The organism is Thermomonas mangrovi (assembly GCF_028201335.1).
GTDB classification, from domain to species: Bacteria; Pseudomonadota; Gammaproteobacteria; order Xanthomonadales; family Xanthomonadaceae; genus Thermomonas; species Thermomonas mangrovi.
Window position 1 is genome coordinate 267,860 of record NZ_JAPEVV010000007.1, and the last position, 23,482, is coordinate 291,341.

Annotated in this window: 21 protein-coding genes and 1 riboswitch; of the genes, 11 read left to right on the top strand and 10 right to left on the bottom strand. The window is 68.5% G+C overall.

The features are described from left to right. Nucleotides 1-27: 27 nt before the first annotated feature. The 3 genes from ON759_RS11605 to ilvC are packed head-to-tail and all read right to left on the bottom strand — an operon-like array spanning nucleotide 28 to nucleotide 3,024. On the bottom strand, nucleotides 28-264 hold the full coding sequence (locus ON759_RS11605; protein WP_271680546.1) for an ACT domain-containing protein: 237 nt from the start codon (nucleotides 262-264) through the stop codon (nucleotides 28-30). Next, a complete protein-coding gene (gene ilvG, locus ON759_RS11610) occupies nucleotides 248-2,005 on the bottom strand; it encodes an acetolactate synthase 2 catalytic subunit (protein WP_271680547.1) in 1,758 nt (585 codons plus the stop codon). Before ilvG ends, ON759_RS11605 begins: the two co-directional genes overlap by 17 nt. After that, the gene (gene ilvC, locus ON759_RS11615) at nucleotides 2,005-3,024 is read right to left on the bottom strand and encodes a ketol-acid reductoisomerase (protein WP_271680548.1); all 1,020 of its coding nucleotides are present in this window, start codon (nucleotides 3,022-3,024) and stop codon (nucleotides 2,005-2,007) included. The genes ilvG and ilvC overlap by 1 nt, the downstream gene beginning before the upstream one ends. A gap of 355 nt (nucleotides 3,025-3,379) precedes the next feature. Here ilvC and ilvD point away from each other — a divergent pair, with 355 nt between their 5' ends. The 9 genes from ilvD (at nucleotide 3,380) to ON759_RS11660 (ending at nucleotide 15,383) form a co-directional block, all read left to right on the top strand. After that, nucleotides 3,380-5,221 carry a dihydroxy-acid dehydratase gene (gene ilvD / locus ON759_RS11620; RefSeq protein WP_271680549.1) on the top strand — a complete coding sequence of 614 codons (1,842 nt, stop codon included), beginning with the start codon at nucleotides 3,380-3,382 and terminating at the stop codon, nucleotides 5,219-5,221. A gap of 48 nt (nucleotides 5,222-5,269) precedes the next feature. After that, nucleotides 5,270-5,372, top strand: a riboswitch (TPP riboswitch). Nucleotides 5,373-5,419: 47 nt separating this feature from the next. Next, complete coding sequence (gene thiC, locus ON759_RS11625; protein ID WP_271680550.1) at nucleotides 5,420-7,297, top strand: phosphomethylpyrimidine synthase ThiC; 1,878 nt, start codon at nucleotides 5,420-5,422, stop codon at nucleotides 7,295-7,297. Between the two features lie 102 nt (nucleotides 7,298-7,399). Further along, nucleotides 7,400-7,963, top strand: coding sequence for a winged helix-turn-helix domain-containing protein (locus ON759_RS11630; protein WP_271680551.1), 564 nt, complete (start codon nucleotides 7,400-7,402; stop codon nucleotides 7,961-7,963). 293 nt (nucleotides 7,964-8,256) lie between these two features. Next, nucleotides 8,257-9,114, top strand: coding sequence for a helix-turn-helix transcriptional regulator (locus tag ON759_RS11635; protein WP_271680552.1), 858 nt, complete (start codon nucleotides 8,257-8,259; stop codon nucleotides 9,112-9,114). Beyond that, nucleotides 9,111-9,386: a transposase gene (locus ON759_RS11640; RefSeq protein ID WP_271680553.1), complete on the top strand. Its 276-nt coding sequence runs from the start codon at nucleotides 9,111-9,113 to the stop codon at nucleotides 9,384-9,386. Before ON759_RS11635 ends, ON759_RS11640 begins: the two co-directional genes overlap by 4 nt. A gap of 144 nt (nucleotides 9,387-9,530) precedes the next feature. Next, nucleotides 9,531-12,665 (top strand): TonB-dependent receptor, encoded by a 3,135-nt coding sequence (locus ON759_RS11645; protein ID WP_271680554.1) that lies wholly within the window; start codon nucleotides 9,531-9,533, stop codon nucleotides 12,663-12,665. A 162-nt stretch (nucleotides 12,666-12,827) separates the two neighbouring features. Continuing rightward, on the top strand, nucleotides 12,828-13,673 hold the full coding sequence (locus tag ON759_RS11650; RefSeq protein WP_271680555.1) for a sulfotransferase family protein: 846 nt from the start codon (nucleotides 12,828-12,830) through the stop codon (nucleotides 13,671-13,673). 62 nt (nucleotides 13,674-13,735) lie between these two features. Then, the gene (locus ON759_RS11655; RefSeq protein WP_271680556.1) at nucleotides 13,736-14,674 is read left to right on the top strand and encodes an aspartyl/asparaginyl beta-hydroxylase domain-containing protein; all 939 of its coding nucleotides are present in this window, start codon (nucleotides 13,736-13,738) and stop codon (nucleotides 14,672-14,674) included. 31 nt (nucleotides 14,675-14,705) lie between these two features. Further along, nucleotides 14,706-15,383: a potassium channel family protein gene (locus ON759_RS11660; protein ID WP_271680557.1), complete on the top strand. Its 678-nt coding sequence runs from the start codon at nucleotides 14,706-14,708 to the stop codon at nucleotides 15,381-15,383. 22 nt (nucleotides 15,384-15,405) lie between these two features. Here the strand turns inward: ON759_RS11660 and ppa are convergent, their stop codons facing one another. Next, complete coding sequence (gene ppa / locus ON759_RS11665; protein WP_271680558.1) at nucleotides 15,406-15,960, bottom strand: inorganic diphosphatase; 555 nt, start codon at nucleotides 15,958-15,960, stop codon at nucleotides 15,406-15,408. Nucleotides 15,961-16,180: 220 nt separating this feature from the next. Then, nucleotides 16,181-18,406, bottom strand: a complete 2,226-nt coding sequence (locus tag ON759_RS11670; RefSeq protein ID WP_271680559.1) for a sodium-translocating pyrophosphatase — start codon at nucleotides 18,404-18,406, stop codon at nucleotides 16,181-16,183. A 192-nt stretch (nucleotides 18,407-18,598) separates the two neighbouring features. Between ON759_RS11670 and ON759_RS11675 the strand changes: the two genes are divergently transcribed. Then, nucleotides 18,599-19,108 carry a hypothetical protein gene (locus tag ON759_RS11675; RefSeq protein WP_425608480.1) on the top strand — a complete coding sequence of 170 codons (510 nt, stop codon included), beginning with the start codon at nucleotides 18,599-18,601 and terminating at the stop codon, nucleotides 19,106-19,108. A gap of 58 nt (nucleotides 19,109-19,166) precedes the next feature. On the opposite strand, the gene ON759_RS11680 is transcribed toward ON759_RS11675, so the two are convergent. From ON759_RS11680 to ON759_RS11700, 5 genes are read right to left on the bottom strand one after another with little or no spacing between them, the layout of a single operon-like run. Then, nucleotides 19,167-19,637, bottom strand: a complete 471-nt coding sequence (locus ON759_RS11680; RefSeq protein WP_271680560.1) for a DUF2846 domain-containing protein — start codon at nucleotides 19,635-19,637, stop codon at nucleotides 19,167-19,169. Nucleotides 19,638-19,645: 8 nt separating this feature from the next. Next, complete coding sequence (locus tag ON759_RS11685; RefSeq protein WP_271680561.1) at nucleotides 19,646-20,251, bottom strand: hypothetical protein; 606 nt, start codon at nucleotides 20,249-20,251, stop codon at nucleotides 19,646-19,648. A gap of 55 nt (nucleotides 20,252-20,306) precedes the next feature. Beyond that, the gene (locus ON759_RS11690; protein WP_271680562.1) at nucleotides 20,307-20,588 is read right to left on the bottom strand and encodes a DUF167 domain-containing protein; all 282 of its coding nucleotides are present in this window, start codon (nucleotides 20,586-20,588) and stop codon (nucleotides 20,307-20,309) included. 11 nt (nucleotides 20,589-20,599) lie between these two features. Then, complete coding sequence (locus ON759_RS11695) at nucleotides 20,600-21,406, bottom strand: CsgG/HfaB family protein (protein WP_271680563.1); 807 nt, start codon at nucleotides 21,404-21,406, stop codon at nucleotides 20,600-20,602. A gap of 60 nt (nucleotides 21,407-21,466) precedes the next feature. Continuing rightward, nucleotides 21,467-22,723: a 6-phosphofructokinase gene (locus ON759_RS11700; RefSeq protein WP_271680564.1), complete on the bottom strand. Its 1,257-nt coding sequence runs from the start codon at nucleotides 22,721-22,723 to the stop codon at nucleotides 21,467-21,469. Between the two features lie 131 nt (nucleotides 22,724-22,854). Here ON759_RS11700 and ON759_RS11705 point away from each other — a divergent pair, with 131 nt between their 5' ends. Continuing rightward, the gene (locus ON759_RS11705) at nucleotides 22,855-23,433 is read left to right on the top strand and encodes an adenylate kinase (protein ID WP_271680565.1); all 579 of its coding nucleotides are present in this window, start codon (nucleotides 22,855-22,857) and stop codon (nucleotides 23,431-23,433) included. Nucleotides 23,434-23,482 lie beyond the last annotated feature (49 nt).

Here is a 23,482-nt window from a genome sequence, read left to right on the forward strand (position 1 = left end):
CGCCATCGCGCACCGCACTGCGGGCGATCACGCGCATGGCTGCACCTGCACGGCGAGGCAGTCGTACAGCTTGGCCAGCTGCTGCTGCAGGCCCTCCGGTTCGCGCTGGCCCTCGACGGTCATGCGCAGGTGCCAGCGATCGCCGTCGGCCTGGGTTTCGCCATCCACGCTGAGCGGCTGGAAGCCGCGGCGTTCGGCGGTGCCGAGCACGCGGGCGAGCGCGCCCTCGGCGCGGCGCAGGGTGAGGTCAAGCTGGTAGCGCATGGGCGGCGTCCTTGGTGGGGGAGGTGGCGGCATCCGCGTCGCGCGCGGCGTCCGGATCGAGCATCTCGGCGTTGCAGCGGTTCGGCGGCACCAGCGGCCAGACGTTGGCGGCGGTGTCGATGGCGACGTGCAGCAGGGCCGGTCCGTCGGCCGCGAGCAGGGCCTGCAGCGCAGCCTCGACGTCGGCGGCACGGTCGACGTGCAATGCCTGGATACCGAAGGCCGCGGCGACTGCGGCGAAGTCCGGGTTGTCGGACAGGTCGATCTCGGAATAGCGCTTCTCGAAGAACAGTTCCTGCCACTGGCGGACCATGCCCAGGGCCTGGTTGTCGAGCAGCACGATCTTCACCGGCAGCCGGTAGCGCTTGAATGTCGCCAGCTCCTGGATGTTCATCATGATCGAGCCGTCGCCGCTCACGCAGATCACCTGGGCGCCGCGATCACCGCATTCCTCGAAGGCGATCTGCGCGCCCATCGCCGCGGGCAACCCGAAACCCATCGCGCCCAGGCCGCCGCTGGTCAGGTGCGCGCGCGGCTGCGACAGGCGCCAGTGCTGCGCCACCCACATCTGGTGCTGGCCGACGTCGCAGGCGACGGTGGCGCGGGGCGCCAGTTCCGACAGGCGCTTGAGCAGGGCCGGCGCATACACGCCTTCGCCGGGGGCGTCGTAGCGCGCCGCCCATTGCCGCGCGCGCTGCTGGCACTGCGCGCGCCAGGCCTTGCGCGCGGGGCCGTGGCGCCCGTGCAGGTGCGCGGCGCAGGGCAGGGTCAGCTTGGTCAGGGTCGTGGCGATGTCGCCGCGGACGCCGGCATCGGCATGCCGCAGCTTGCCGATCTCGGCGGCGTCGATGTCCATGTGCACCACGCGCGCATGCGGCGCGAACTCGGCCAGCTTGCCGGTGGCGCGGTCGTCGAAGCGGGCGCCGACCACGATCAACAGGTCGGCCTCCTGCACCGCCAGGTTGGCGGCGCGGCTGCCGTGCATGCCCAGCATCCCCAGGTTGAGCGGATGCGCGGTCGGCAGCGCGCCCAGGCCCTTCAGGGTCAGCACGGAGGGGATCTGGGTGGCGTCGACGAAGGTGCGGAAGGCCTGCACGGCCTCGCCCAGCACGATCCCGCCGCCGCCGTAGACGACCGGCCGCTGCGCCTGCGAGACCAGCGCCAGCGCCTCGTGCAGGGAGGCATCCTTCGGTGGTTCCGCCGCATCCATGCCCAGCGACGCGTGGGCGGGCAGGTGCGCGGCATCGGCCATCTGCACGTCCTTGGGCAGGTCGATCAGCACCGGGCCGGGCCGGCCGCTGCGCGCCAGCCGGAAGGCCTCGGCCACCATCGTCGGCAGGTCATCGACACTGCGCGCGATGAAGCTGTGCTTGACCATCGGCAGGGTCATCGCGAACACGTCCAGTTCCTGGAACGCGTCGGTGCCCATCAGCGTGGTCGCCACCTGTCCGGTGATCACCACCATCGGCACCGAGTCCAGCATCGCGTCGGCGATGCCGGTGACCAGGTTGGACGCGCCCGGGCCGGAGGTCGCCACACACACCCCGACGCGCCCGCTGGCGCGCGCATAGCCGTTCGCGGCGAAGGCCGCGCCCTGTTCGTGGCGTACCAGCACGTGCTTCAGCGCCGGGGTGCCATGCAGGGCGTCGTAGAAGGGCATGATGGTGCCGCCGGGATACCCGAACAGGGTCTCCACGCCTTCCGCGACCAGGGCTTGCGCCAGCCAGCGGGCGCCGTTCATCACGCGGCCTCGCTCTGCGGTTGGGCTCCGGCCGTCGCCGGCTTCGCGGGCTGCGCCTGCGACGATGCCAGCCACTTCATGTTGGCGCGCAGCTTCTTGCCGATGGCTTCGATGGGATGGTCGAGGTCGGCCTGTTTCATCGCCTTGTAATTGGCGTTCCCGGCGGCGTATTCGGCGATCCACTGGCGGGCGAAGGTGCCGTCCTGGATCTCCGCCAGCACCTTCTTCATCTGCGCGCGGGTGTTGGCGTCGACGATGTAGTCGCCGCGGGTCAGCGCGCCGTACTGCGCGGTCTCGCTGATGAACTCGTGCATGCGGGTGATGCCGCCCTCGTAGAACAGGTCGACGATCAGCTTGAGTTCGTGCAGGCACTCGTAATACGCGACCTCCGGCTGGTAGCCGGCCTCGACCAGGGTTTCCCAGCCGGCCTGCACCAGCCGCGTCGCGCCGCCGCACAGCACGGCCTGCTCGCCGAACAGGTCGGTTTCGGTCTCTTCCTTGAAGGTGGTCTTGATCGCGTTCTGGCGCGCGCCGCCGATGCCGGCGCAATAGGTCAGCGCCAGTTGTTCGGCCTGGCCGCTGCGGTCCTGGTGGATCGCGTAGACCGAGGGCACGCCGCGGCCGATCTCGTATTCGCGGCGGACCAGCGCACCCGGCCCCTTGGGCGCGACGAGGACGACGTCGAGGTCGTCGCGCGGGGTGATCTGGCCGTAATGGACGTTGAAGCCGTGCGCGAACAGCAGGCAGGCGCCCTGGCGGATGTTCGGCTCGATGACCTCGCCGTAGAGCTGCGGCTGGACCATGTCGGGGGTGAGGATGGCGACGATGTCGCCGTCCCGGGCCGCGTCGGCGGGTGCCTTGACGGTGAAGCCGTCGGCCTTGGCCTTGAGCTCGGTCGGGCCGCCCGCGCGCAGGCCGATGGTCACGTCGAAGCCGGAGTCGCGGAGGTTGAGCGCGTGCGCGCGGCCCTGGCTGCCGTAGCCGATGATCGCGATCTTGGGTGTGGCGGTGCTGGTCATTGCGGTCTGTCCTGGGTCTGGGGTTTCGAGGGGTCCAAAACGAAAAACCCCGCACCTTGCGGTGCGGGGTTTGCGATTCCTGGGCTGTGTTTCGTTGTTACGCGCCGGATCGTCCCGCACCTGGTGGCGAGGTAATAAGGACGAGTACGAGGACGGTCGCCGCGGCTGCGGTCGTGGGGGTCGTCGAAAGTGTGTGGCGCTGCAACATGAGGCGAGCAGACCACGGCGGATGCGCTAATGTCAACAGGCAGCGTCATTCCGGTTTCGCATGACCGACGGTTGCAACTGAAACCGTGGAAAGCCAGCAGAATCAAGGCGTCCAGCGGTTCGCCCCCCACCACGCAGCGGAACCAAGATGCCCGAGTACCGTTCGAAGACCACGACCCATGGCCGCAACATGGCCGGCGCCCGCGCGCTGTGGCGCGCCACCGGCATGCGCGACGACGACTTCCACAAGCCGATCATCGCGATCGCCAATTCGTTCACCCAGTTCGTGCCGGGGCACGTGCACCTGAAGGACCTCGGGCAGCTGGTCGCGCGCGAGATCGAGCGCGTCGGCGGCGTCGCCAAGGAGTTCGACACCATCGCGGTGGATGACGGCATCGCGATGGGACACGACGGCATGCTGTATTCGCTGCCCTCGCGCGAGCTGATCGCCGACTCGGTCGAATACATGGCCAATGCCCATTGCGCCGACGCGCTGGTGTGCATCTCCAACTGCGACAAGATCACCCCCGGGATGCTGATGGCGGCGTTGCGCCTGAACATCCCGGCAGTGTTCGTGTCCGGCGGGCCGATGGAGGCGGGCAAGACGAAACTCGCCGAGCACAAGCTCGACCTGGTCGACGCGATGGTGCTGGCCGCCGATCCGAATGCCAGCGACGAACAGGTCGCCGCGGTCGAACGCAGCGCCTGCCCGACCTGCGGCTCGTGCAGCGGCATGTTCACCGCCAACTCGATGAATTGCCTGACCGAAGCATTGGGCCTGTCGCTGCCCGGCAACGGCACCCTGCTGGCCACGCATGCGGATCGCGAGGCCCTGTTCAAGCGCGCCGGCGTGCTGGCGGTGGAGCTGTGTCATCGCTGGTACGGCGCGGAGGACGCGCGCGCCTTGCCGCGTGGCATCGCCACCTTCGAGGCCTTCCAGAACGCGATGACCCTGGACATCGCGATGGGCGGATCGACCAATACCATCCTGCATCTGCTCGCCGCCGCACAGGAAGCGGGCGTCGACTTCAGCATGCGCGACATCGACGCGCTCAGCCGGCGCGTGCCGCAGCTGTGCAAGGTCGCGCCGAACACGCAGAAGTTCCACATCGAGGACGTGCATCGCGCTGGCGGAATCATGGCGATCCTCGGCGAGCTGGCGCGTGGCGGCCTGCTGCACACCGATGTCGCCACCGTGCATGCGAAGACCCTGGGCGAGGCGATCGCGCAGTGGGACATCGCCACCGTCGACGACGGTGATGTCGCGACGTTCTACAAGGCCGGTCCCGCGGGGATTCCCACGCAGGTGGCCTTCAGCCAGGCCACGCGCTGGCCCTCGCTGGACGCGGATCGCACCGAAGGCTGCATTCGCAGCGTCGAACACGCGTACTCGAAGGAGGGCGGCCTCGCCGTGCTCCACGGCAACATCGCCGTCGACGGTTGCGTCGTGAAGACCGCCGGCGTCGATGAGTCGATCCATGTGTTCGAAGGCAACGCCCGCGTCTACGAAAGCCAGGATGCGGCGGTGGCGGCGATCCTTGGCGACGAGGTGCAGCCGGGCGATGTCGTGGTGATCCGCTACGAAGGCCCGAAGGGCGGCCCGGGCATGCAGGAGATGCTGTACCCGACTTCGTATCTCAAGTCGAAAGGCTTGGGCAAAGCCTGCGCGCTGCTCACCGATGGCCGCTTCTCCGGGGGTACCTCCGGCCTGAGCATCGGCCATGTCTCGCCGGAGGCAGCGGCTGGTGGTGCGATCGGTCTGGTCCGCGATGGCGACCGCATCCGCATCGATATCCCGGCGCGCAGTATCGACCTGCAGGTTCCAGCCGATGAACTCGCCGCACGCCGTGCAGAACAGGAGCCGATTGGCTGGAAGCCTGCGCAGCCGCGGTCGCGCAAGGTCAGCAGCGCGCTGAAGGCCTATGCGTTGCTCGCCACCAGCGCGGACAAGGGCGCGGTGCGCGACAAGGCGATGCTGGACGCGGTGTGACCGGTCATCGGCGCGGCCGGCGGCCGCCGGGGCGATATGGTCTAATTCGCCCCGAAGCGGGGGTACCGCGCCGATCCGTGGCGTGGTTGAGACAGACCCTTCGAACCTGATGCGGTTGAGACCGCCGTAGGGAAGCTTCGCGACTGACCGCATGTGTCGCGCCGCCGCTTCGTCCCGTTTTTCATTTGGACGAATGCCATGAATGCCGTGCCCAGCGACCTGCTCCGCCAGACCGAACAGCTGTCCGATTCCGTGACCCGGCCGATCCCCGGCTCGCGCAAGATCCATGTCGCCGGCTCGCGCGCCGACCTGCGCGTGCCGATGCGCGAGATCGCGCTGACCCGCACGCCCACCCTGTTCGGCGGCGAGGACAACCCGCCAGTCACGGTCTACGACTGTTCCGGCCCGTATACCGACCCGGACGCGCGCATCGACCTGTCGGCCGGCTTGCCGGCGCTGCGCGCGAAGTGGATCGAGGAGCGCGGCGATACCGAGGTGTTGTCGCAACTGAGTTCGGAATTCGGCCGTGGCCGCGAAGGCAATGCCAAGCTGGATGCCGTCCGCTTCCCGAATCGCGTGCTGCCACGGCGTGCGAAGGCCGGCGCCAACGTCAGCCAGATGCATTACGCCAGGCGCGGCATCGTCACCCCCGAGATGGAATTCGTCGCGATCCGCGAGAACCAGCGCCTCGACGCCGTGCGCGAGGCGCACCTGCTGTCGCAGCATCCGGGCGAGAGCTTCGGGGCGAACATCCAGAAGCTCATCACGCCCGAATTCGTGCGCGACGAAATCGCCCGCGGCCGCGCAATCCTGCCGAACAACATCAACCACCCGGAAAGCGAGCCGATGATCATCGGCCGCAACTTCCTGACCAAGATCAACGCCAACATCGGCAACAGCGCGGTCTCGTCGGGCATCGCGGAAGAAGTGGAGAAGCTGGTGTGGTCGATCCGCTGGGGCGGCGACACGGTGATGGACCTGTCCACCGGCAAGCACATCCACGAGACCCGCGAGTGGATCATCCGCAATTCGCCGGTGCCGATCGGCACGGTGCCGATCTACCAGGCGTTGGAGAAGGTCGATGGCCGCGCCGAGGAACTGACCTGGGAGATCTTCCGCGACACCCTCGTCGAGCAGGCCGAGCAGGGCGTGGACTACTTCACCATCCACGCCGGCGTGTTGTTGCGCTACGTGCCGCTGACCGCGAGGCGCGTCACCGGCATCGTCTCGCGCGGCGGCTCGATCATGGCGAAGTGGTGCCTGGCGCACCACAAGGAGAACTTCCTCTACACGCATTTCGAGGACATCTGCGAGATCATGAAGGCCTACGACGTCGCCTTCTCGCTCGGCGACGGCCTGCGCCCCGGCTGCATCGCCGACGCCAACGATGCCGCCCAGTTCGGCGAGCTGGAAACCCTCGGCGAGCTGACCAGGATCGCGTGGAAGCACGACGTGCAGACCATGATCGAAGGCCCCGGCCACGTGCCGATGCAGCTGATCAAGGAGAACATGGACAAGCAGCTGCGCGAGTGCGGCGAGGCGCCGTTCTACACGCTCGGCCCGCTGACCACCGACATCGCGCCCGGCTACGACCACATCACCAGCGCGATCGGCGCGGCGATGATCGGCTGGTACGGCACGGCCATGCTCTGCTACGTGACGCCGAAGGAACACCTGGGCCTGCCCAACCGCGAGGACGTGCGCGACGGCATCATGGCGTACAAGATCGCCGCCCACGCCGCCGACCTCGCCAAGGGCCATCCCGGCGCGCAGGTGCGCGACAACGCGCTGAGCAAGGCGCGCTTCGAGTTCCGCTGGCAGGACCAGTTCCACCTCGGCCTCGACCCCGAGAAAGCGAAGGAATTCCACGATGAGACGCTGCCGAAGGACGCGCACAAGGTCGCGCACTTCTGCTCGATGTGCGGCCCGCACTTCTGCTCGATGAAGATCACCCAGGACGTGCGCGACTACGCCGCCGAGCACGGCGTCGACGAGGCCAAGGCGCTGGAAGCCGGGATGGCGGAGAAATCCGCCGAGTTCCGCGCGCAGGGCGCGGAGGTTTATCGCGAGGCCTGAGGCGCCGGTCACCGTTCGCGGGGCATTCGTCCCGCGCCGGCTGCGCCCGGGCGTGGCGGGTCCTAGCGTGGGCGCATGCCCATGCCCGACTGCCGTGTCCCCATGCCGCTTGCCCCGCGATTGCGGGTCGGCGACTGTGTCGTGGATGTCGCCCGCCGGGAAGTGTCGCGGCCTGGCACGGTTGGGGCCACCAGGATCACGGTCAAGGCCCTGCACGTGCTGCTGGTGCTGGCGGAGGACGCGGGTCGCGTGGTGTCGCGCGAGCATCTGCTGGACACCGTTTGGGCCGGCACCCTGCCGACCCTCGACGTGGTGACGCAGGCCATCGCCACGTTGCGTCGTGCGTTCGCCGACCACGCCCATGCCCCGACCTGCATCGAAACCATCCCGAAGTCGGGCTATGTGCTCCTCGCCGGCGTGGAATGGCTGCCGGAGGCGCCGGCCTTGGTGTCGTCGACGCCAGCGCCGCGGATGCCGGCATCGCTGCCTCGGCGGCATCCCGGCCGATGGCGCTGGCTGGCGGCCCTGCTCGGCTTCGCCACCCTCGGGATGGCGGACAGCGCCAGTGCCGGATCCGCGGCACCCGGCACGGTCGCCGCGGGGGTCGCCACGGACGGCAGGTCGGACCCAGCACCGTGCGCCGGCGTCGACCGGCGCTGCGCATAACGCGAGCACCCGGGCATCAAGCCACCCAGCGACGCCTGCGCACCAGGCCGCGTGCGCGCGCGGTGCGATGCGCAATGTCTTGCCGATCGAGGCATGGATGTCCCGCGAGGGACGAATCGCCACGCTGCCTGCATCGACGTCCTGCTGGCCGGTGCGGGCGAGCGCATTGGCGTGACGTGACAACGCGGCGATGCGCCATCAAATGCGGGTTTCGTGTCGATTTCGTGCGGATTTCCTGACCGCGCGCGTGCGCGATGGCGTCCTGCCGATCCCGTCCAGGATCGGAGAGGCCGATGTCGTCCATGCCACGTCCCATGCCGGGTCGGATCGACAGTCCGTGCCGCGTCGACCTCGACGCAGGCGCCAGCATCCGCCTGGCAACCGGCGGCGAGGAATTGCGCGCCGGCGGGGATTTGGTCGGCTACAGCGCGTGGCTGGTGCTGCGCGGAAGCATGACCGTCCATTCGCGTGAAGGGGAATTCCACCTGATCGCGCGCGAATGGCTGCTGCTCGAGGGCGACGCAGGTCCGTGCGGGCGGGTCGGTCCTGGCGGCGTCGCCATCGTGATCCGGCTCCGGGGCGATGACCCGGCGGCGCATGCGGGGGATGGCATCGGGCATGCGCTGTTCAGTGGATGCGGCCGGTTGGCGCGCGGCATGCGCCTGCAGGGGCTGCGCCTGTGGAAGACCCGCGACGCCGCGGGCCTGGATGCTCGCGCGGGTGCATTCCTCGCATGCATGCAACAACACGATGCGGACGTCGTCGCGCGTTGCCCCGGCCGGTCGCTGGGGCGACGCAGGCAGATCTACGCCCGGCTGCAACGTGCGCGGCTCTACATGCAAGGGCATGCCGGCATGTGCGCGCGGATCGGCGAGCTCGCGCGCTGGAGCCACTTCTCGCCGTGGTACTTCAGCAAGATCTTCCAGTCGGTGTATGGACAGGCACCGCAGCAGTACGCAGCGCGCCTGCGGCTGGAGCAGGCGCGGCGCCTGCTGGTGGAAGGGCGGTTGCCGGTCACCGAGGTATCGCTGGCGTCCGGATTCGAGAGTCCCTGCAGCTTCGCGCGGGCGTTCCGCGCCCGCTTCGGCGTGAGCGCCAGCGAGTACCGCCTGATGCATGCGCGTCCGGCCCACGCCGGGGGGCGGTCGTGAGTCGTTACCGCTATTCCCCTGCGCAGAAGCTGGAGGCGGTGCAGCGCGTGGTCCGTGATGGACGCAGCGTGGCTGATGTCGCGCGCGAGATGCGGGTGGGCGAGGGCTCGGTGTTCTTCTGGGTGAGGCGCTACCGCGAGATGGCGGCGAAACAGGGCGGGTCGCACGCCCGCATCGAAGCCACGCCTCCTCGCTCTGGCCTGGCGCGGGGCGAAGGCGCTACCGACTGCGGCAGTCTCGTGGCCTGGCTGCGCCGGGGCATCGCGGCCTGACCGCGCGAGGCCGATGAACCGCCAAATTCGGCAAAGCATCGCATGGCGTCGCTGCCTAGCATCGAGCCGTTAACGATTCCCCAACGAACCGCGCGTCGTCCATTGGGCGGGGCGCACCTGTAACCGCAACGCCGGAGACCCGTGGTGACCAACAAGACGATCCATCGAACCCGCCGCAAGGCATTGACCCTCGCCCTGCTCTTGTGCGCCGCAGGCGGCGTGCAGGCCCAGACGAACACCGCGGGTGCGGTGACCGGCCGCGCGACGTCGGGCGACACCATCACCATCAGCAACCCGGCGACGGGTTTCAGCCGCACGATCACGGTGGGTGCGGATGGCAGCTACCGTTTCTCGCAGCTGCCGACCGGCCAGTACCAGATCAGCCGGAATGGCGCGGCCCCCCGCAACGTGACCGTCAATGTCGGTAGCGCTGCGAACATCGATTTCGCGGGCGGCGACGCCACCACCCTGGACACCGTGACGGTGGTCGGCACGGGCGCGATCAACCCGATCGACGTGTCGTCGGTGGAGTCGACCACGATCCTGACCGCCGAGCAGATCGCGAAGATCCCGGTGGCGCGCGACACGACCTCGGTTGCGCTGCTGGCGCCGGGCACGGTGCGCGGCGACGCGGCGTTCGGCAACCTGGCGTCGTTCGGCGGTTCGTCGGTGGCGGAGAACCAGTACTACTTCAACGGCTTCAACATCACCAACACGTTCCAGAACCTGAACTTCGTGCAGGTGCCGTTCGAGGCGATCGCCGAGCAACAGGTGAAGACGGGTGGTTACGGTGCGGAATTCGGCCGTTCGACCGGTGGCGTGATCAACCAGATCTCCAAGCGCGGCACCAACGAGTTCCACGCGGGCGGCAGCATCTTCTGGTCCCCCGATTCGCTGACGGAAGCGCTCCCGAGTCCCTACAGCAACGATGGCGTGCTGCTGGCTGACAATAGCCGCAATACCGGTGGCGATAACCTGACCGCAGCGGTGTGGGCCAGCGGCGCACTGGTCAAGGATCGGCTGTTCGCGTACGGACTCGTCGAGTATGCAAAGCTCGACAACGATACGTTCGCGGGAAAGGGCCAAGCCAACAGCACGTCCGCCCAGAACAAGCAGCCGAAGTGGCTGTTGAAAATGGACTGGAACATCAGCGACAACCACATCCTCGAATTCACCGCGCTGTCGGACAAGCGCAAGATCGAGACAGATTACTTCGATACGCTCACGGACGCGGACGACAAGTCGAACCCACGCTTTGGCACGTATCGTGGCACCGACTACAGCGAGTTCGGTGGCGAGGCGTACATCGCCAAGTACACCGGCTATCTGACCGACAACTTCACCCTGTCGGTGCTGGCCGGTCACAGCGAGTCGGCGCGCTCCAACTACAGCATCACCGCTGCGGGCATCCGCAACGAGTACAACGGTGGTGTTGGCCAGCCTGCCAGCGGCTGCCCGGTCATCGTGGATGCTCGCCCGTCTGCTGTCAGTGGTTTGATCACGCCTCGCACCGGTTGCACGCTCGCCAACCTGCTGGGCCGTCCGGACGCGAAGGACAGCCGTGACCAGTACCGCATCGACCTGGAATGGCAGCTGGGCGACCACCTGATCCGCGGCGGCGTCGACATCGACAACTTCGAGTCGGTCGCCGGCCAGTCCTTCTCGGGAGGCGTGACTTGGCGCTATGGCAACTATCCGGCCACTGGCATCGCGGGCGAGAACTCGGTGGTGCGCAAGCGCGTGTTCCAGACCGGTGCGACCGTGGCGGTCGACCAGCGCGCCTACTACCTCGAGGACAGCTGGAGCATCACCGACAACTTCGTCGCCTACCTCGGACTGCGCTGGGATACCTTCGACAACAAGAACGGTGCCGGCCAGTCCTACGTCAAGATCGACAACCAGTTCGCCCCGCGCCTGGGCTTCAGCTGGGACGTGTTCGGCGACTCCACGTTCAAGGTCTTCGGTAACGCCGGCCGCTACGCGCTGCCGCTGACCGCGACCGTCGCCGTCCGTGGCGCGTCGGCCTCGCTGTTCTCCGAGCAGTTCTACCGCTACACCGGCGTCGACCCGGTCACTGGGGCCCCGACCGGCCTGACCCTGATCAACAATCCGGCCAATGGCCGCCCGATCCGCTACCTCAACAACGAGTTCGGCGTCGCCAAGGATCCTGCCAGCATCGCGTCGCAGAACCTGAAGCCGATGTACCAGGACGAGTACATCCTGGGCTTCCAGAAGCAGCTGACCGACAACTTCTCGCTGGGTGTCCGCGCGATCCACCGCGACCTGAAGCAGGCGATCGATGACACGTGCGACTACCGACCGCTGATCGCCGCAGGCCTGGAGCAGGGCTTCACCGCCGACGGCGGCATCTTCATCGAGCCGGCGGACAAGACGAAGCCGAGCGACATGGCGATCTACAACCCGGGCTTCGCGTTCTGCCACATGTACAACCCGGGCGAGGACGGCATCTTCAACGTCGACTTCAACGGCGACGGCGTGCTGGAGCAGGTGACCATCCCGGCCGACGTGCTGGGCCCGAAGGCCAAGCGCAAGTACACGGCGCTGGAGATCTTCTGGGAAGGCAACTGGGACCGCTGGTTCCTGCAGGGTTCCTACACCTTCGCCAAGAGCATCGGCAACACCGAGGGCGGCGTGAAGTCGGATATCGGCCAGGCCGACACCAGCGTCACCCAGGACTTCGACTATCCGGAGTTGATGATCGGTTCGTACGGCTACCTGCCGAACGACCGTCGCCACAGCCTGAAGATGTTCGGCAACTACGAGATCAACGACGAGTGGTCCGTGGGCGCGAGCGCGCTGATCCAGTCCGGCCGTCCGATCAACTGCTTCGGCTTCCTCGGTGGAGCGGCGACTTCGCACTACGGCAACGGATACTTCTCTTGTGATTCGTCCACCACGTTCGAGCCTCGGTGGCTCGACGGAGGCCCGGATGGCAATTTGGGTACGACGGGAGACAATACCCCCAACCCGAACTACGATGGCGGCGCAAACAATGGCCGCACGATCGTGCCGCGTGGCACCGCAGGTCGACTGCCGTGGACGCAGACACTCGACCTGAACGTGGCCTACAAGCCGGCGTGGGCGAAGGGCCTGCAGTTCAAGGTGGACGTGTTCAATGTCCTGAACGCCGACAAGGCGGTCACCGTGGTCGAGCAGGGTGAGTCCGCATCCGGCGCTCCGCAGCCGACGATCTACAAGGTCCCGACCGGCTGGCAGACGCCGCGCTCCGTGCGCTTCATGGTGCAATACGACTTCTGATACGCGATTTTGCCGCAACTGCTGCGCCCCCGGCCTGGTGCCGGGGGCGTTGCGTTTTCGTCGGCGAGGGTTGGGTGCGCACGCACATTGGGCGATCATGCCGCTTGGCTCGCTGCCCGCAGGGTGGGGCAGCGGCTGCCTTCACCAGCCCGGGAGACAGCGGTGCCGATCTCGTTCGACAAGCCGGTCGTCATCCTCAGCGCGCCGCGATCTGGTTCGACGCTGTTGTTCGAGACGCTCGCCCGCGCGCCCGGGCTGCATACCATCGGTGGCGAAAGCCATCGCGTGATCGAGGGCATCCCGTCGCTGCACCCCGCGGGCCGCGGATTCGCATCGAACCGGCTCGAAGCGTCGGATGCGCCACCCGAGGTTGCCGAGGCCCTGCGCCAACGTTTCGTCGCCAGCCTACGCGACCGTGACGGCATGCCTGCGCCCGATGGCGGCTCCATCCGCTTGCTGGAAAAAACGCCGAAGAACGTCCTGCGCATTCCGTTCATGCGGCGGGTGTTCCCCGATGCCCGCTTCGTCGTGCTCTGGCGGGATCCGCGCGCGGTCCTCTCGAGCATGATCGAGGCATGGCGATCGGGCCACTTCGTGACCTACCCCATCTTGCCAGGCTGGGGGCCGCCGCCCTGGTCGCTGCTGCTCGTGCCCGGCTGGCAACGGGTCAACGGTCGGCCGCTCGAGGAGATCGTGGCCTACCAGTGGGGGCGCGCGATGCACGTCATGCTGGAGGACCTTGAGGTGCTGCCGGCGGATGCATGGCGCTCGGTGCGCTACGAGTCGCTGGTGGCATCCCCGCGCGCGGTCGTAGATGTGCTGTGCGCGTGGCTGGAAATTGGCTGGGACGCGCCCCTCGACCGGCTCCCGTTGTCGCGCTACACGATCAGTCGCCCGGAATCCGGGAAATGGATGCGCAACCGCGCGGCGATCGAACGGGTGATGCCGCTCGTCGCGGGCGTCGCCGACCGCCTCGAGCGCGTGCTGGCGGCGCGCAGCGCGGGGTGAACCACGCGCCCGGCGGCGCGGCTCGCTAGAATCGTGGCATCCCGCCGACGGCCGATGTGCCCATGAGATTGCCGCTCCCCTTCATCCAGCTGCCCTTGCTGTTCGATGCCGACCGCCTGGCGGCCGAGATCGACGCGCTGGGTGAGGGCGTGTGGCGGGACCACCCGCAGAAGTTCCCCGGTAATTCCATGCTGCCCTTGCTGGCGGCCGGGGGCGACCCGGCGAACGAATCGTTCGTCGGCGAGATGCAGCCGACCCCCGAGTTGCTCCGTTGCCCCTACCTCGTGCAGGTCATGGCGAGCTTCGGCGCAGTGCTGGGCCGGAGCCGGCTGATGCGGTTGGCCGGGCAGGCCGAGGTGACCGCCCACGTCGACGAGGGCTATTACTGGGTCGAGCGGGTCCGTATCCACGTCCCGATCGTGACCCAGCCCACCGTGCGCTTCGATTGCGCCGACGCCACCATCAACATGGCCGCGGGCGAGTGCTGGATCTTCGACACCTGGCGCGAGCACAACGTCCACAACGACGCGAGCCACCATCGCATCCACCTGGTCGCCGATACCGTGGGCGGCGAAGCCTTCTGGTCGCTGGTGGAGCAGGGGCGCCCGCATGATGCGCGGATCGCCGGATGGGCGCCGCGGTTGCTGGCACCGACCGACGCCAGGCCCGCGCTGGTGTGCGAGCACTTCAACATCCCGCGGGTGATGAGCCCCTGGGAGCTCCAGTTCCACGTGCAGACCCTCAATGGCGAGCTCGTCGAGGCCGGGACGCCCGACATCCAGCGGATGCGGCAGGCCTCGGTACGCCTGTTCCGTGCCTGGCGCGGCTTGTGGGCGCGGTTCGGCGATTCGGGGGAGGGCATCGCGGAGTATCGGGGCGTGCTGCAGCGCTTCATCGACCAACTCCCCGAATCCGCCTCGCAGAAGCGCCTGCGCAACGGTTCATTCTGGTTCCATGCGCTGACGTCGGCGGTGCTGAAGCCGGCGGTTCGCGCCACGTGAGCGCGTTGTGCCACCCGGCCGGGAGCGCCTGATGCAAGCCGCGCAACGGCTGCGCATCTGGGGCGTCCTTGCGCGCCGGCACCCTTCGGCCTTCCTGCTGGCCGCGCAGTTGCTGAGCCTGCTCGTGCATCCGCTGATGGACCAGAGCCTGGCCGGTCGCTGGCTGTTCGGCGCGGTGGCGCTGGTGGTGGTGCCGCTGGCCCTGTGGGTGGTAGGGCGCAGCCCGCTGGTCAACTGGATCGCCTGGCTGCTGGCGGTGCCGGCGATCCTGCTGACCCTGGCCGGCGTGGCATCCGGCCAGCAGGACCTGCTGGTGGCGTCCGCGTTGCTCGAGGCCTGCCTGTACTTCTATGCGGCGGGTGGGCTGATCGTGTACATGCTGCGCGACCACCACGTCAGCAACGACGAGTTGTTCGCCGCCGGGGCGACCTTCACCCTGCTCGCCTGGGGCTTCGCCTACGCCTATTACGTCTGCCAGGCGTGGTACCCGGGCAGCTTCACAGGGTTCGAGCCCGACCGACCGCGGCGCTGGCTGGAGTTGCTGTTCCTGAGCTTCACCACGCTGTCGGGCGTGGGCCTCGGCGACGTGCTGCCGGTCGGCGCGCAGGCACGCGCGCTGGTGATGCTGGAGATGCTGACCGGGGTCGGGTACCTCGCCATGGTGGTGTCGCGCCTGATCGGACTGGCCACCATGCGCGGCGCCCGCTGAGGCGGGCGCCGGCGTCGCACGCTCAGAAGTGCGGCTTCTCGGCGTCCGGGGTGGACGCGTAGCGCGCCATCGCCTCGCTGAGGATGGCCTTGGCCTCCGCCGCGCCGCCCCAGCCGTCCAGCTTCACCCACTTGCCCTTCTCGAGGTCCTTGTAGTGCTCGAAGAAGTGGCCGATGCGCTCCAGCCAGTGCGGGCTGACCTGCTCGATGTCGACGATGTGCGCGTACCCGCCGAAGATCTTGGGCAGCGGCACCGCCACGATCTTCTCGTCGCCGCCGGCCTCGTCGGTCATCTTCAGCACGCCCACCGGGATGCAGCGGATCACCGAACCCGGCACCAGCGGCAGCGGCAGGATCACCAGCACGTCCGCCGGGTCGCCGTCGCCGCAGACGGTGTGCGGGACGTAGCCGTAGTTGCACGGGTAGCGCATCGGCGTGGACAGGATGCGGTCGACGAAGATCGCGCCAGAGGCCTTGTCGACCTCGTACTTGACCGGTTCGGCGTCCTTCGGGATTTCGATGATGACGTTGATTTCGTCCGGCGGGTTCTTGCCGGTGGGAACGAGGTCCAGGCCCATGGTGGGAGCTCCGACGTGCGTGCCGCGCCCGCGGGGCGGGGGCGGCGGGGATGGGGAGGGCGCCCATTCTAGCCGCCGGATTGCTGCGATGCAGCGAAACGCGCCGGTCGCCATGCGGCCTGGCCTCGTCGACGCTGTCGCGGGATGTCCGATGGTTCGCTGCGCACAAGAAAAAACGGCGACCCGAGGGCCGCCGTTGTTCCATCCCGACGCGGCGGGATTACTGCGCGGGTGCATCCCCGGTGGGCGCGGCTTCTGCCGGTGCTTCGGCGGCGGGCGCCGGTGCGTCGGCTGGTGCCGCAGGCGCATCGTCCATCGCCGGCGGCGCGGCCTCGACAGGCATGGCCGAGGCCTCGATCGCCACCGGTGCCGCGGCTGCGTCGGCGCTGGTGGACGAGACCGGCAGCAGCGGCACGATCAGCAGCGCGACGATGTTGATGATCTTGATCAGCGGGTTGACGGCCGGACCGGCGGTGTCCTTGTAGGGATCGCCGACGGTGTCGCCTGTGACCGCGGCCTTGTGCGCCTCGGATCCCTTGCCGCCGAAGTTGCCGTCCTCGATGTACTTCTTGGCGTTGTCCCACGCACCGCCGCCGGTGGTCATCGAGATCGCGACGAAGATGCCCGTCACGATGGTGCCGATCAGCAGGCCGCCCAACGCCTCCGGCCCGAGCAGCAGGCCGACGATGATCGGCACCGCCACCGGCAGCAACGACGGCACGATCATTTCCTTGATCGCGGCCTTGGTCAGCATGTCGACGGCCTTGTCGTACTGCGGCTTGCCGGTGCCGTCCATGATCCCCTTGATCTCGCGGAACTGGCGGCGCACTTCCTCCACCACGCTGCCCGCGGCGCGGCCCACGGCTTCCATCGCCATCGCGCCGAACAGGTACGGGATCAGGCCGCCGATGAGCAGGCCGATGATCACGCGGTGGTCGGACAGGTCGAAGACGAACTTCATGCCGCCATGCGCGGCCTCGAGGTTGTGGGTGTAGTCGGCGAACAGCACCAGTGCGGCGAGCGCGGCGGAACCGATCGCGTAGCCCTTGGTCACCGCCTTGGTGGTGTTGCCCACCGCGTCCAGCGGATCGGTGATGTTGCGCACCTCGGGCGGCAGTTCCGACATCTCCGCGATGCCGCCGGCGTTGTCGGTGATCGGGCCGTACGCATCCAGCGCCACGATCATGCCCGCCATCGACAGCATCGAGGTGGCGGCGATGGCGATGCCGTACAGCCCGCCGTGCAGGTACGAGAACCAGATCGCCAGGCAGACCGCGACCACCGGCAGGGCGGTGGACTTCATCGAGACGCCGAGGCCGGCGATGATGTTGGTGCCGTGGCCGGTGGTGGAGGCCTTGGCGACGTGCTGCACCGGCTTGTACTGGGTGCCGGTGTAGTACTCGGTGATCCACACGATCACGCCGGTCAGCAGCAGGCCGATCAGCGCGCAGATGTAGAGGTTCATCGCCCCGTGCGCGTTGTCGCCCATCAGCTGGGTGGTGATCGGGTAGAACGCGATCGCCGCGAGCACCGCCGAGATGATCACGCCCTTGTACAGCGCGCCCATGATGTTGGGCTTGTCGCCGCTCACCTTGACGAAGGCGGCGCCGATGATCGAGGCGATGATCGACACGCCGCCCAGCACCAGCGGGTACAGCACCGCGTTGGTGCCGGCGAAGTCGGCGCTGCCGGGCACCATCATCATGCCGCCCAGCAGCATGGTGGCGATCACCGTGACCGCGTAGGTCTCGAACAGGTCGGCGGCCATGCCGGCGCAGTCGCCGACGTTGTCCCCCACGTTGTCCGCGATCACCGCCGGGTTGCGAGGGTCGTCCTCGGGGATGCCGGCCTCGACCTTGCCGACCAGGTCGGCACCGACGTCCGCACCCTTGGTGAAGATGCCGCCGCCCAGGCGCGCGAAGATCGAGATCAGCGAGGACCCGAAGGCCAGGCCCACCAGCGCGTGCAGGTTGTCGGCCTGCGACAGGCCCATCCGCTGCAGCACGAAGTAGTAGCCGGCCACGCCGAGCAGGCCGAGGCCGACCACCAGCATGCCGGTGATCGCGCCGCCCTTGAAGGCCACGTTCATGGCCGGGCCCATGCCGCTGCGCGCGGCTTCGGCGGTGCGCACGTTTGCGCGCACCGAGACGTTCATGCCGATGTAGCCGGCGGCGCCGGACAGGATCGCGCCGATCGCGAAGCCGATCGCCGTATGCCAGCTCAGGAACACGCCGATCAGGACGAACAGGACGACGCCGGCGACCGCGATCGTCATGTACTGGCGGTTGAGGTAGGCGCGCGCGCCTTCCTGGATCGCGCCGGCGATTTCCTGCATGCGTTCGTTGCCCGCGGGTTGCCTGTTGATCCAGGCGGCCGCCCACAGGCCGTATGCGATGGCGATGATGGCGCAGACCAGCGCCAGGACCAAACCGTGTTGCTCCAGCATGAAACCCCTCCCCGGAGTGTTCGACATGGAAGTTTCTGGTTGTCGTGCCCGCCCCCGGCGGGCAACCTCCCGACTATCGCACAGCGCGGCGGCGCTGGCAGCCGGGTCGGGTCAAAGTCCGGCGCGTCGATGCATGGTTAAGCCGGCCGGTGGCAGGCTTGCCCGGTCCCGGAGGCCCCACGGAGTTCCCTGATGCTGCGCTTGCACATGCTCTTGATCCTCTCGTGCGCCATGGGCGCCGCGCAGGCGGCGGACCCGGTTCCCGAGATCCAGCGCGGGCCCGCGAAGCCGCAGGCAACCGGCGTGGTGCATGCGCTGCGCACCATCCCCGAGGCCTGCGCCCGCCTCGAGGGCCAGTTCACCGGGGATGCCGCCAAGCCCTACCGATTCGCGGCGGTGCGGACCAGCGAACGCTGCGCCCCGCGTGCGCGCCTGGTGGATGCGAGCCAGGCAAAGCCCTCCGCAGCCGGTGGCTGGCGGCTCAACGATGTCATCCGGGTGCCCAGTGCAGCCTGCCCGGCGCAACAGGCGGTGGTGCGCATCTGGCGCAAGGAGGCCGGCAACACGCCGCCCAAGCTCGACGCGCAGGGACGCTCGCGGATCTACCTCAAGGACGGGATGGATGCGGCCAAGGCCGGCGACCTGAAGGCCTTGCCCATGTTCGCGGTGGCCATGGCGGTCGAGGGTAAAGGCTGCCGCTGAGCGAGTCGCCGTGAATTAAAGGAGCCGGGGACCCAGGAGCCCCCGGCCGGTATATCGATCAGCGCTTCTTGAGCTTGGGCGCCATGGCCTCGAACGCGGCCTGGTCGGACGGCGACAGGTTCGGCCGGCCCGCCAGTACGCCCATGCTGATGCCACCCTGGACGTAGTAGGTCTCGCCGGCCTCCACCTCCAGCGTCAGGACGTCCTTGGTCTCGCCCTGCATGTGGTACTGGTGCGTGCCCGGCTCGACCTCGAGCACCAGGTAGCTGCCGTTCGACAACTTGCCGAGCTCGGTCTCGCCTTCGCGCACCTTGTAGCTCATGGCGGCACCGACGAACTTCTTCTCGCGGAAGAACACGACCTGGCCCTTGCCGGCCTGCGGGGCCGGAATGAGCGCGCTGGAGGCGGCCGCTGCCGCCGGGGCTTCGGCAGGCGCGGCGGGCTGCGCTTGGGCCGCTGCGTCCTGCGCATGGGCGACGGGGGTGATGGAAAGGGCGGTGGCGATGAACAGCGGTCGCAAGTGACGCATGGGATTCCTCAGTCGAGTGGTGCGGGGGTTGGTGGCGCCGTTTCCGGAAGGGTTTCGGCGTTTTGGGGCGAGGTGGGTGCGAACGAGACGTCGTTGGCCACCTTCGCGTGGGCGGCCGTGCCCACCGGGATTTCGATCTCCTTGCCGCGCATGAACATCGCGAACGGGCCGATCACGAATGAAGCGGCGAGCGCCTCGTTGCTGCGGTCGCGCCCGGATGCGCCCAGCTTCATGCCCTTGAGTCCGACCACGCGGCCGTCCACCTCGAAGCGCCGCGCCGCAAGCAGCAGCTCACCGGCTTGCCCGCCGCTGCGGCTCTTGTTGGCATGCACGACGGCGCCCTCGACCTCCAGGCCGGCAGGAGCGACCACTTGGCCATCGATGACCAGCGGGGCGACGGTCCGCAGCGCATAGCGGTCGCCGCGCTGGTTGCGCAGCGAGGACACCGCCTCCGCGAGCTCGAGTTCGATGACAGTGCCGGCACGCAGGCAGGGCGCGGAACAAACGGACTCGGGGGTAGCCGCTAATGGCGGAGGTGCGGCCTCCTGGGCGGTTGCCACGCACGGAAGCAAGGCGAGCAGGCAGGCGCCGCAGCGAAGCAGCATGGCGGACATGGCGAAGCCGGTGGGCGGAAATGGCTTGGCATCATGCCGGAACGAGCGATCTGCGTCAGTCGGGAAATTGCACACGCTTGTACCGCGTGCCTGCGCCCGACTTGACGGTGACGCTGGACTTCGTACAGCCGAAGGTGCGGGCGACCAGCTCGATCAGTTCCGCATTCGCCTTGCCATCCACGGGCGGCGACTTGAGTTGCGCCAGCCACGTGCCGTCGTCCTGGCGCGTCAACGCGGACACGCGTGCATTCGGCTTGGCCTTGATCTGCAGGATCGGCATGCGCTGAGTCTGCCGCAAACGAAAACGCCCGGCATCGCCGGGCGCATTCGTCGGCATGGTCGCTGGGTTCAGTCGCCGACCTTGAGCTTTCCGCCCTTGCCCAGCCCGCCCTCGACCTGCTGCGGTTTGTAATCGCGCATCGCCCGCACCAGGTTGTTGTAGGCATTGGCGAAGGCGGCGGCCAGCGCCTTGCCTTCCGGGGTGCTGCTATAACCGCCCAGCGCACCGAAGCCGCCGCTGCCGCCGCCACCGATGCCCAGGCCGAAGTCGGTCTTGGTGGCGTTGCCCTGGGCGACGCCGATCTGCACGCCCGAACGGTTGTCGATCATGGTCAGCATGGTCTCGGCCTTCTTGAACTTCAGGCCGCCCACCACCGCGCCGACCGCGCCGAGCCTGCCGCCGAACGCGCCGAGCACGCCGCCGATGCCGCCCGCGTTGCTCTGCGAGAAGTTGATGCTGGGGTTGATGGTGTAGTCGGCCGCGACCATCTGGCCCTTGCCGAAGCTGCTGCCCTCGCGCAGTTCGCCGCTGTCCATCAGCGCGCGCTCCTGCATCATGTTCTGCATCGCGCGCCCGCGCTCGACCACCACGAAGCAGTTCGACTGCTGGATGATCATGCGGATCACCGGGATGGTGGAGGGCAGGTTGAGGTCGGTCCGCAGGTAGCGGTACCAGTCGCCTTCCTGTTCCTCGACGACGGCGATGGTGCCCATCGGCTCGTCGCAGTACTCGAGGTTGGCGGCGGCGCCCTTGGCGTTGGCACCGGCGGCGGCGCCCTGCGGATCGTTCTGCTTCTTGCTCCACTGGGCGTGGGCGGGCGCGCTCGAGGCGGCCAGGGCCACGGCGAGCGCGGCGGCGATGCTTGCGGATTTCATGCGTTCCCCATTGAGTGACGAGTGCGGGACCAACCCCGGCGGCAGTCTAGGCCGCGCGGGTCAGTCGTTCCAGACGGGCAGCCTGCGGCGGATCGTCCGGATTCTGGGCACAACGTAATCCGGCAGTCCATCCCGGACATACGGGGGGTAGGCCTCGCCCGCGACCAGCGGTTGCAGGTAGCGCCGCGCGGCGGCCGTGATCCCGTAGCCGTCCGGACGGATGAAGCCTTTGGGCATGGTCTTCTCGTGGTTGGCGATGCGCGCGAGCGGGGCGATGTCGACATGCCAGCGATACGGCGCATCGGCATCGCGCACGATCACCGGCATCACCGCGTTCTGCCCGGCGAGGGCGCATTCCACGGCGGCGCGACCGACCGCCATGGCCTGTTCCAGGTCCGTCCGCGAGGCGAGGTGGCGGGCCGAGCGCTGCAGGTAATCGGGCAGGGCCCAGTGCACCTTGTGGCCGAGCACGTCCTTCACGCGCGCAGCCAGGTGCGAGGCCACCCCGCCCAGCTGGGTGTGGCCGAAGCTGTCCTTGCCGCCCCCCGCATCTGCGACGAAACGCCCGTCGGCGGTGCGGATGCCTTCGCTGGCCACCACGACGCACCAGCCCACGCGCTTGACCACGGCGTCGACGCGGGCCAGGAAGTCGGCTTCGTCATAAGGCCGCTCCGGGAACAGGATCAGCTGCGGCGCCGCGTCGCGGCTTTCGCCCGCCAGCCCGGCGGCGGCGGCCAGCCACCCGGCGTGGCGGCCCATCGCCTCGTACACGAACACCTTGGTCGAGGTTTCCGCCATCGCCGCCACGTCGAGCGCGCATTCGCGGACCGAGACCGCCGTGTACTTGGCGGCGGACCCGAAGCCGGGGCAGCAATCGGTGACCGCCAGGTCGTTGTCGATGGTCTTGGGCACGCCGACGCAGGTCAGCGGATACCCGAATTCGGCGGCCAGCTGCGAGACCTTGAGCGCGGTGTCGGCCGAGTCGTTGCCGCCGTTGTAGAGGAACCAGCGGACGTCGTGGGCGCGGAAGACCTCGAGCAGGCGCTTGTAGCGGGGGCGGTCGGCCTCCAGCGACTTCAGCTTGAGCCGGCAGCTGCCGAACGCGCCGCCCGGGGTGTGGGCCAGGCCGCGGACCTCGGCAGCGGTCAGGGTCGAGGTGTCCAGCAGCTCCTCGCGGAGGGCGCCGAGGATGCCGTTTCGGGCGGCGAGCACCCGCACCTTGCGCGCGCGCGCGGCCTGCAGGACGGCCGAGGCGGTGGCATTGATGACGGCGGTCACGCCGCCGCTCTGGGCGTACAGCAGGGTGCCTGCGGGCATGCCGATCTCCTCCGAAAGTCGCACGCCGGGCCACGCAGCGGCCCGGACTCCTGGGGACACGATACGGTAAGCTGGCCCGCGACGAAGGCTGCGCGGGCAGGCGGCCGACCCCACGATTCGGGAGCAACGCGATGCGATTGGTTTTGTTGGGCGCGCCGGGTTCCGGCAAGGGCACCCAGGCGGCACGACTGAAGGAGCACCTGCAGGTGCCGCACATCTCCACCGGCGACCTGTTGCGCGCCGAGGTGGCCGCCGGCAGTCCGCTGGGCCTGCAAGCCAAGGAAGTGATGGCGCGCGGCGACCTGGTCAGCGACGAGATCCTGCTGGGCATGCTCAAGGACCGGTTCTCCCGCGACGACACCCGCGCCGGCTTCATCCTCGACGGTTACCCGCGCAACCTGGCGCAGGCGGCGGCGCTGGACCGGTTGCTGGCCGAGCTCGGCCAGGCGTTCGACGCCGCGGTGCAGCTCACCGTCGACAACGAGCAGATCATCGAGCGCCTCGCCGGCCGCGCGAAGGCCGAGGGCCGCGCCGACGACAGCCCCGAGTCGGTGCGCCACCGCCTGAACGTGTACGACCAGCAGACCGCCCCGGTGATCGACTTCTACCGCCAGCACGGGCAGCTCACCGTGGTCGATGGCGTGGGTTCGCTGGACGAGGTGTTCACGCGGATCATCGAAGCGATCCAGCCGGGGCACGACGTCGGTTGAGGCCGTGACGGATGCGATGGCCGAGGCCGCGGCAGGCAGGCCTCGCAAC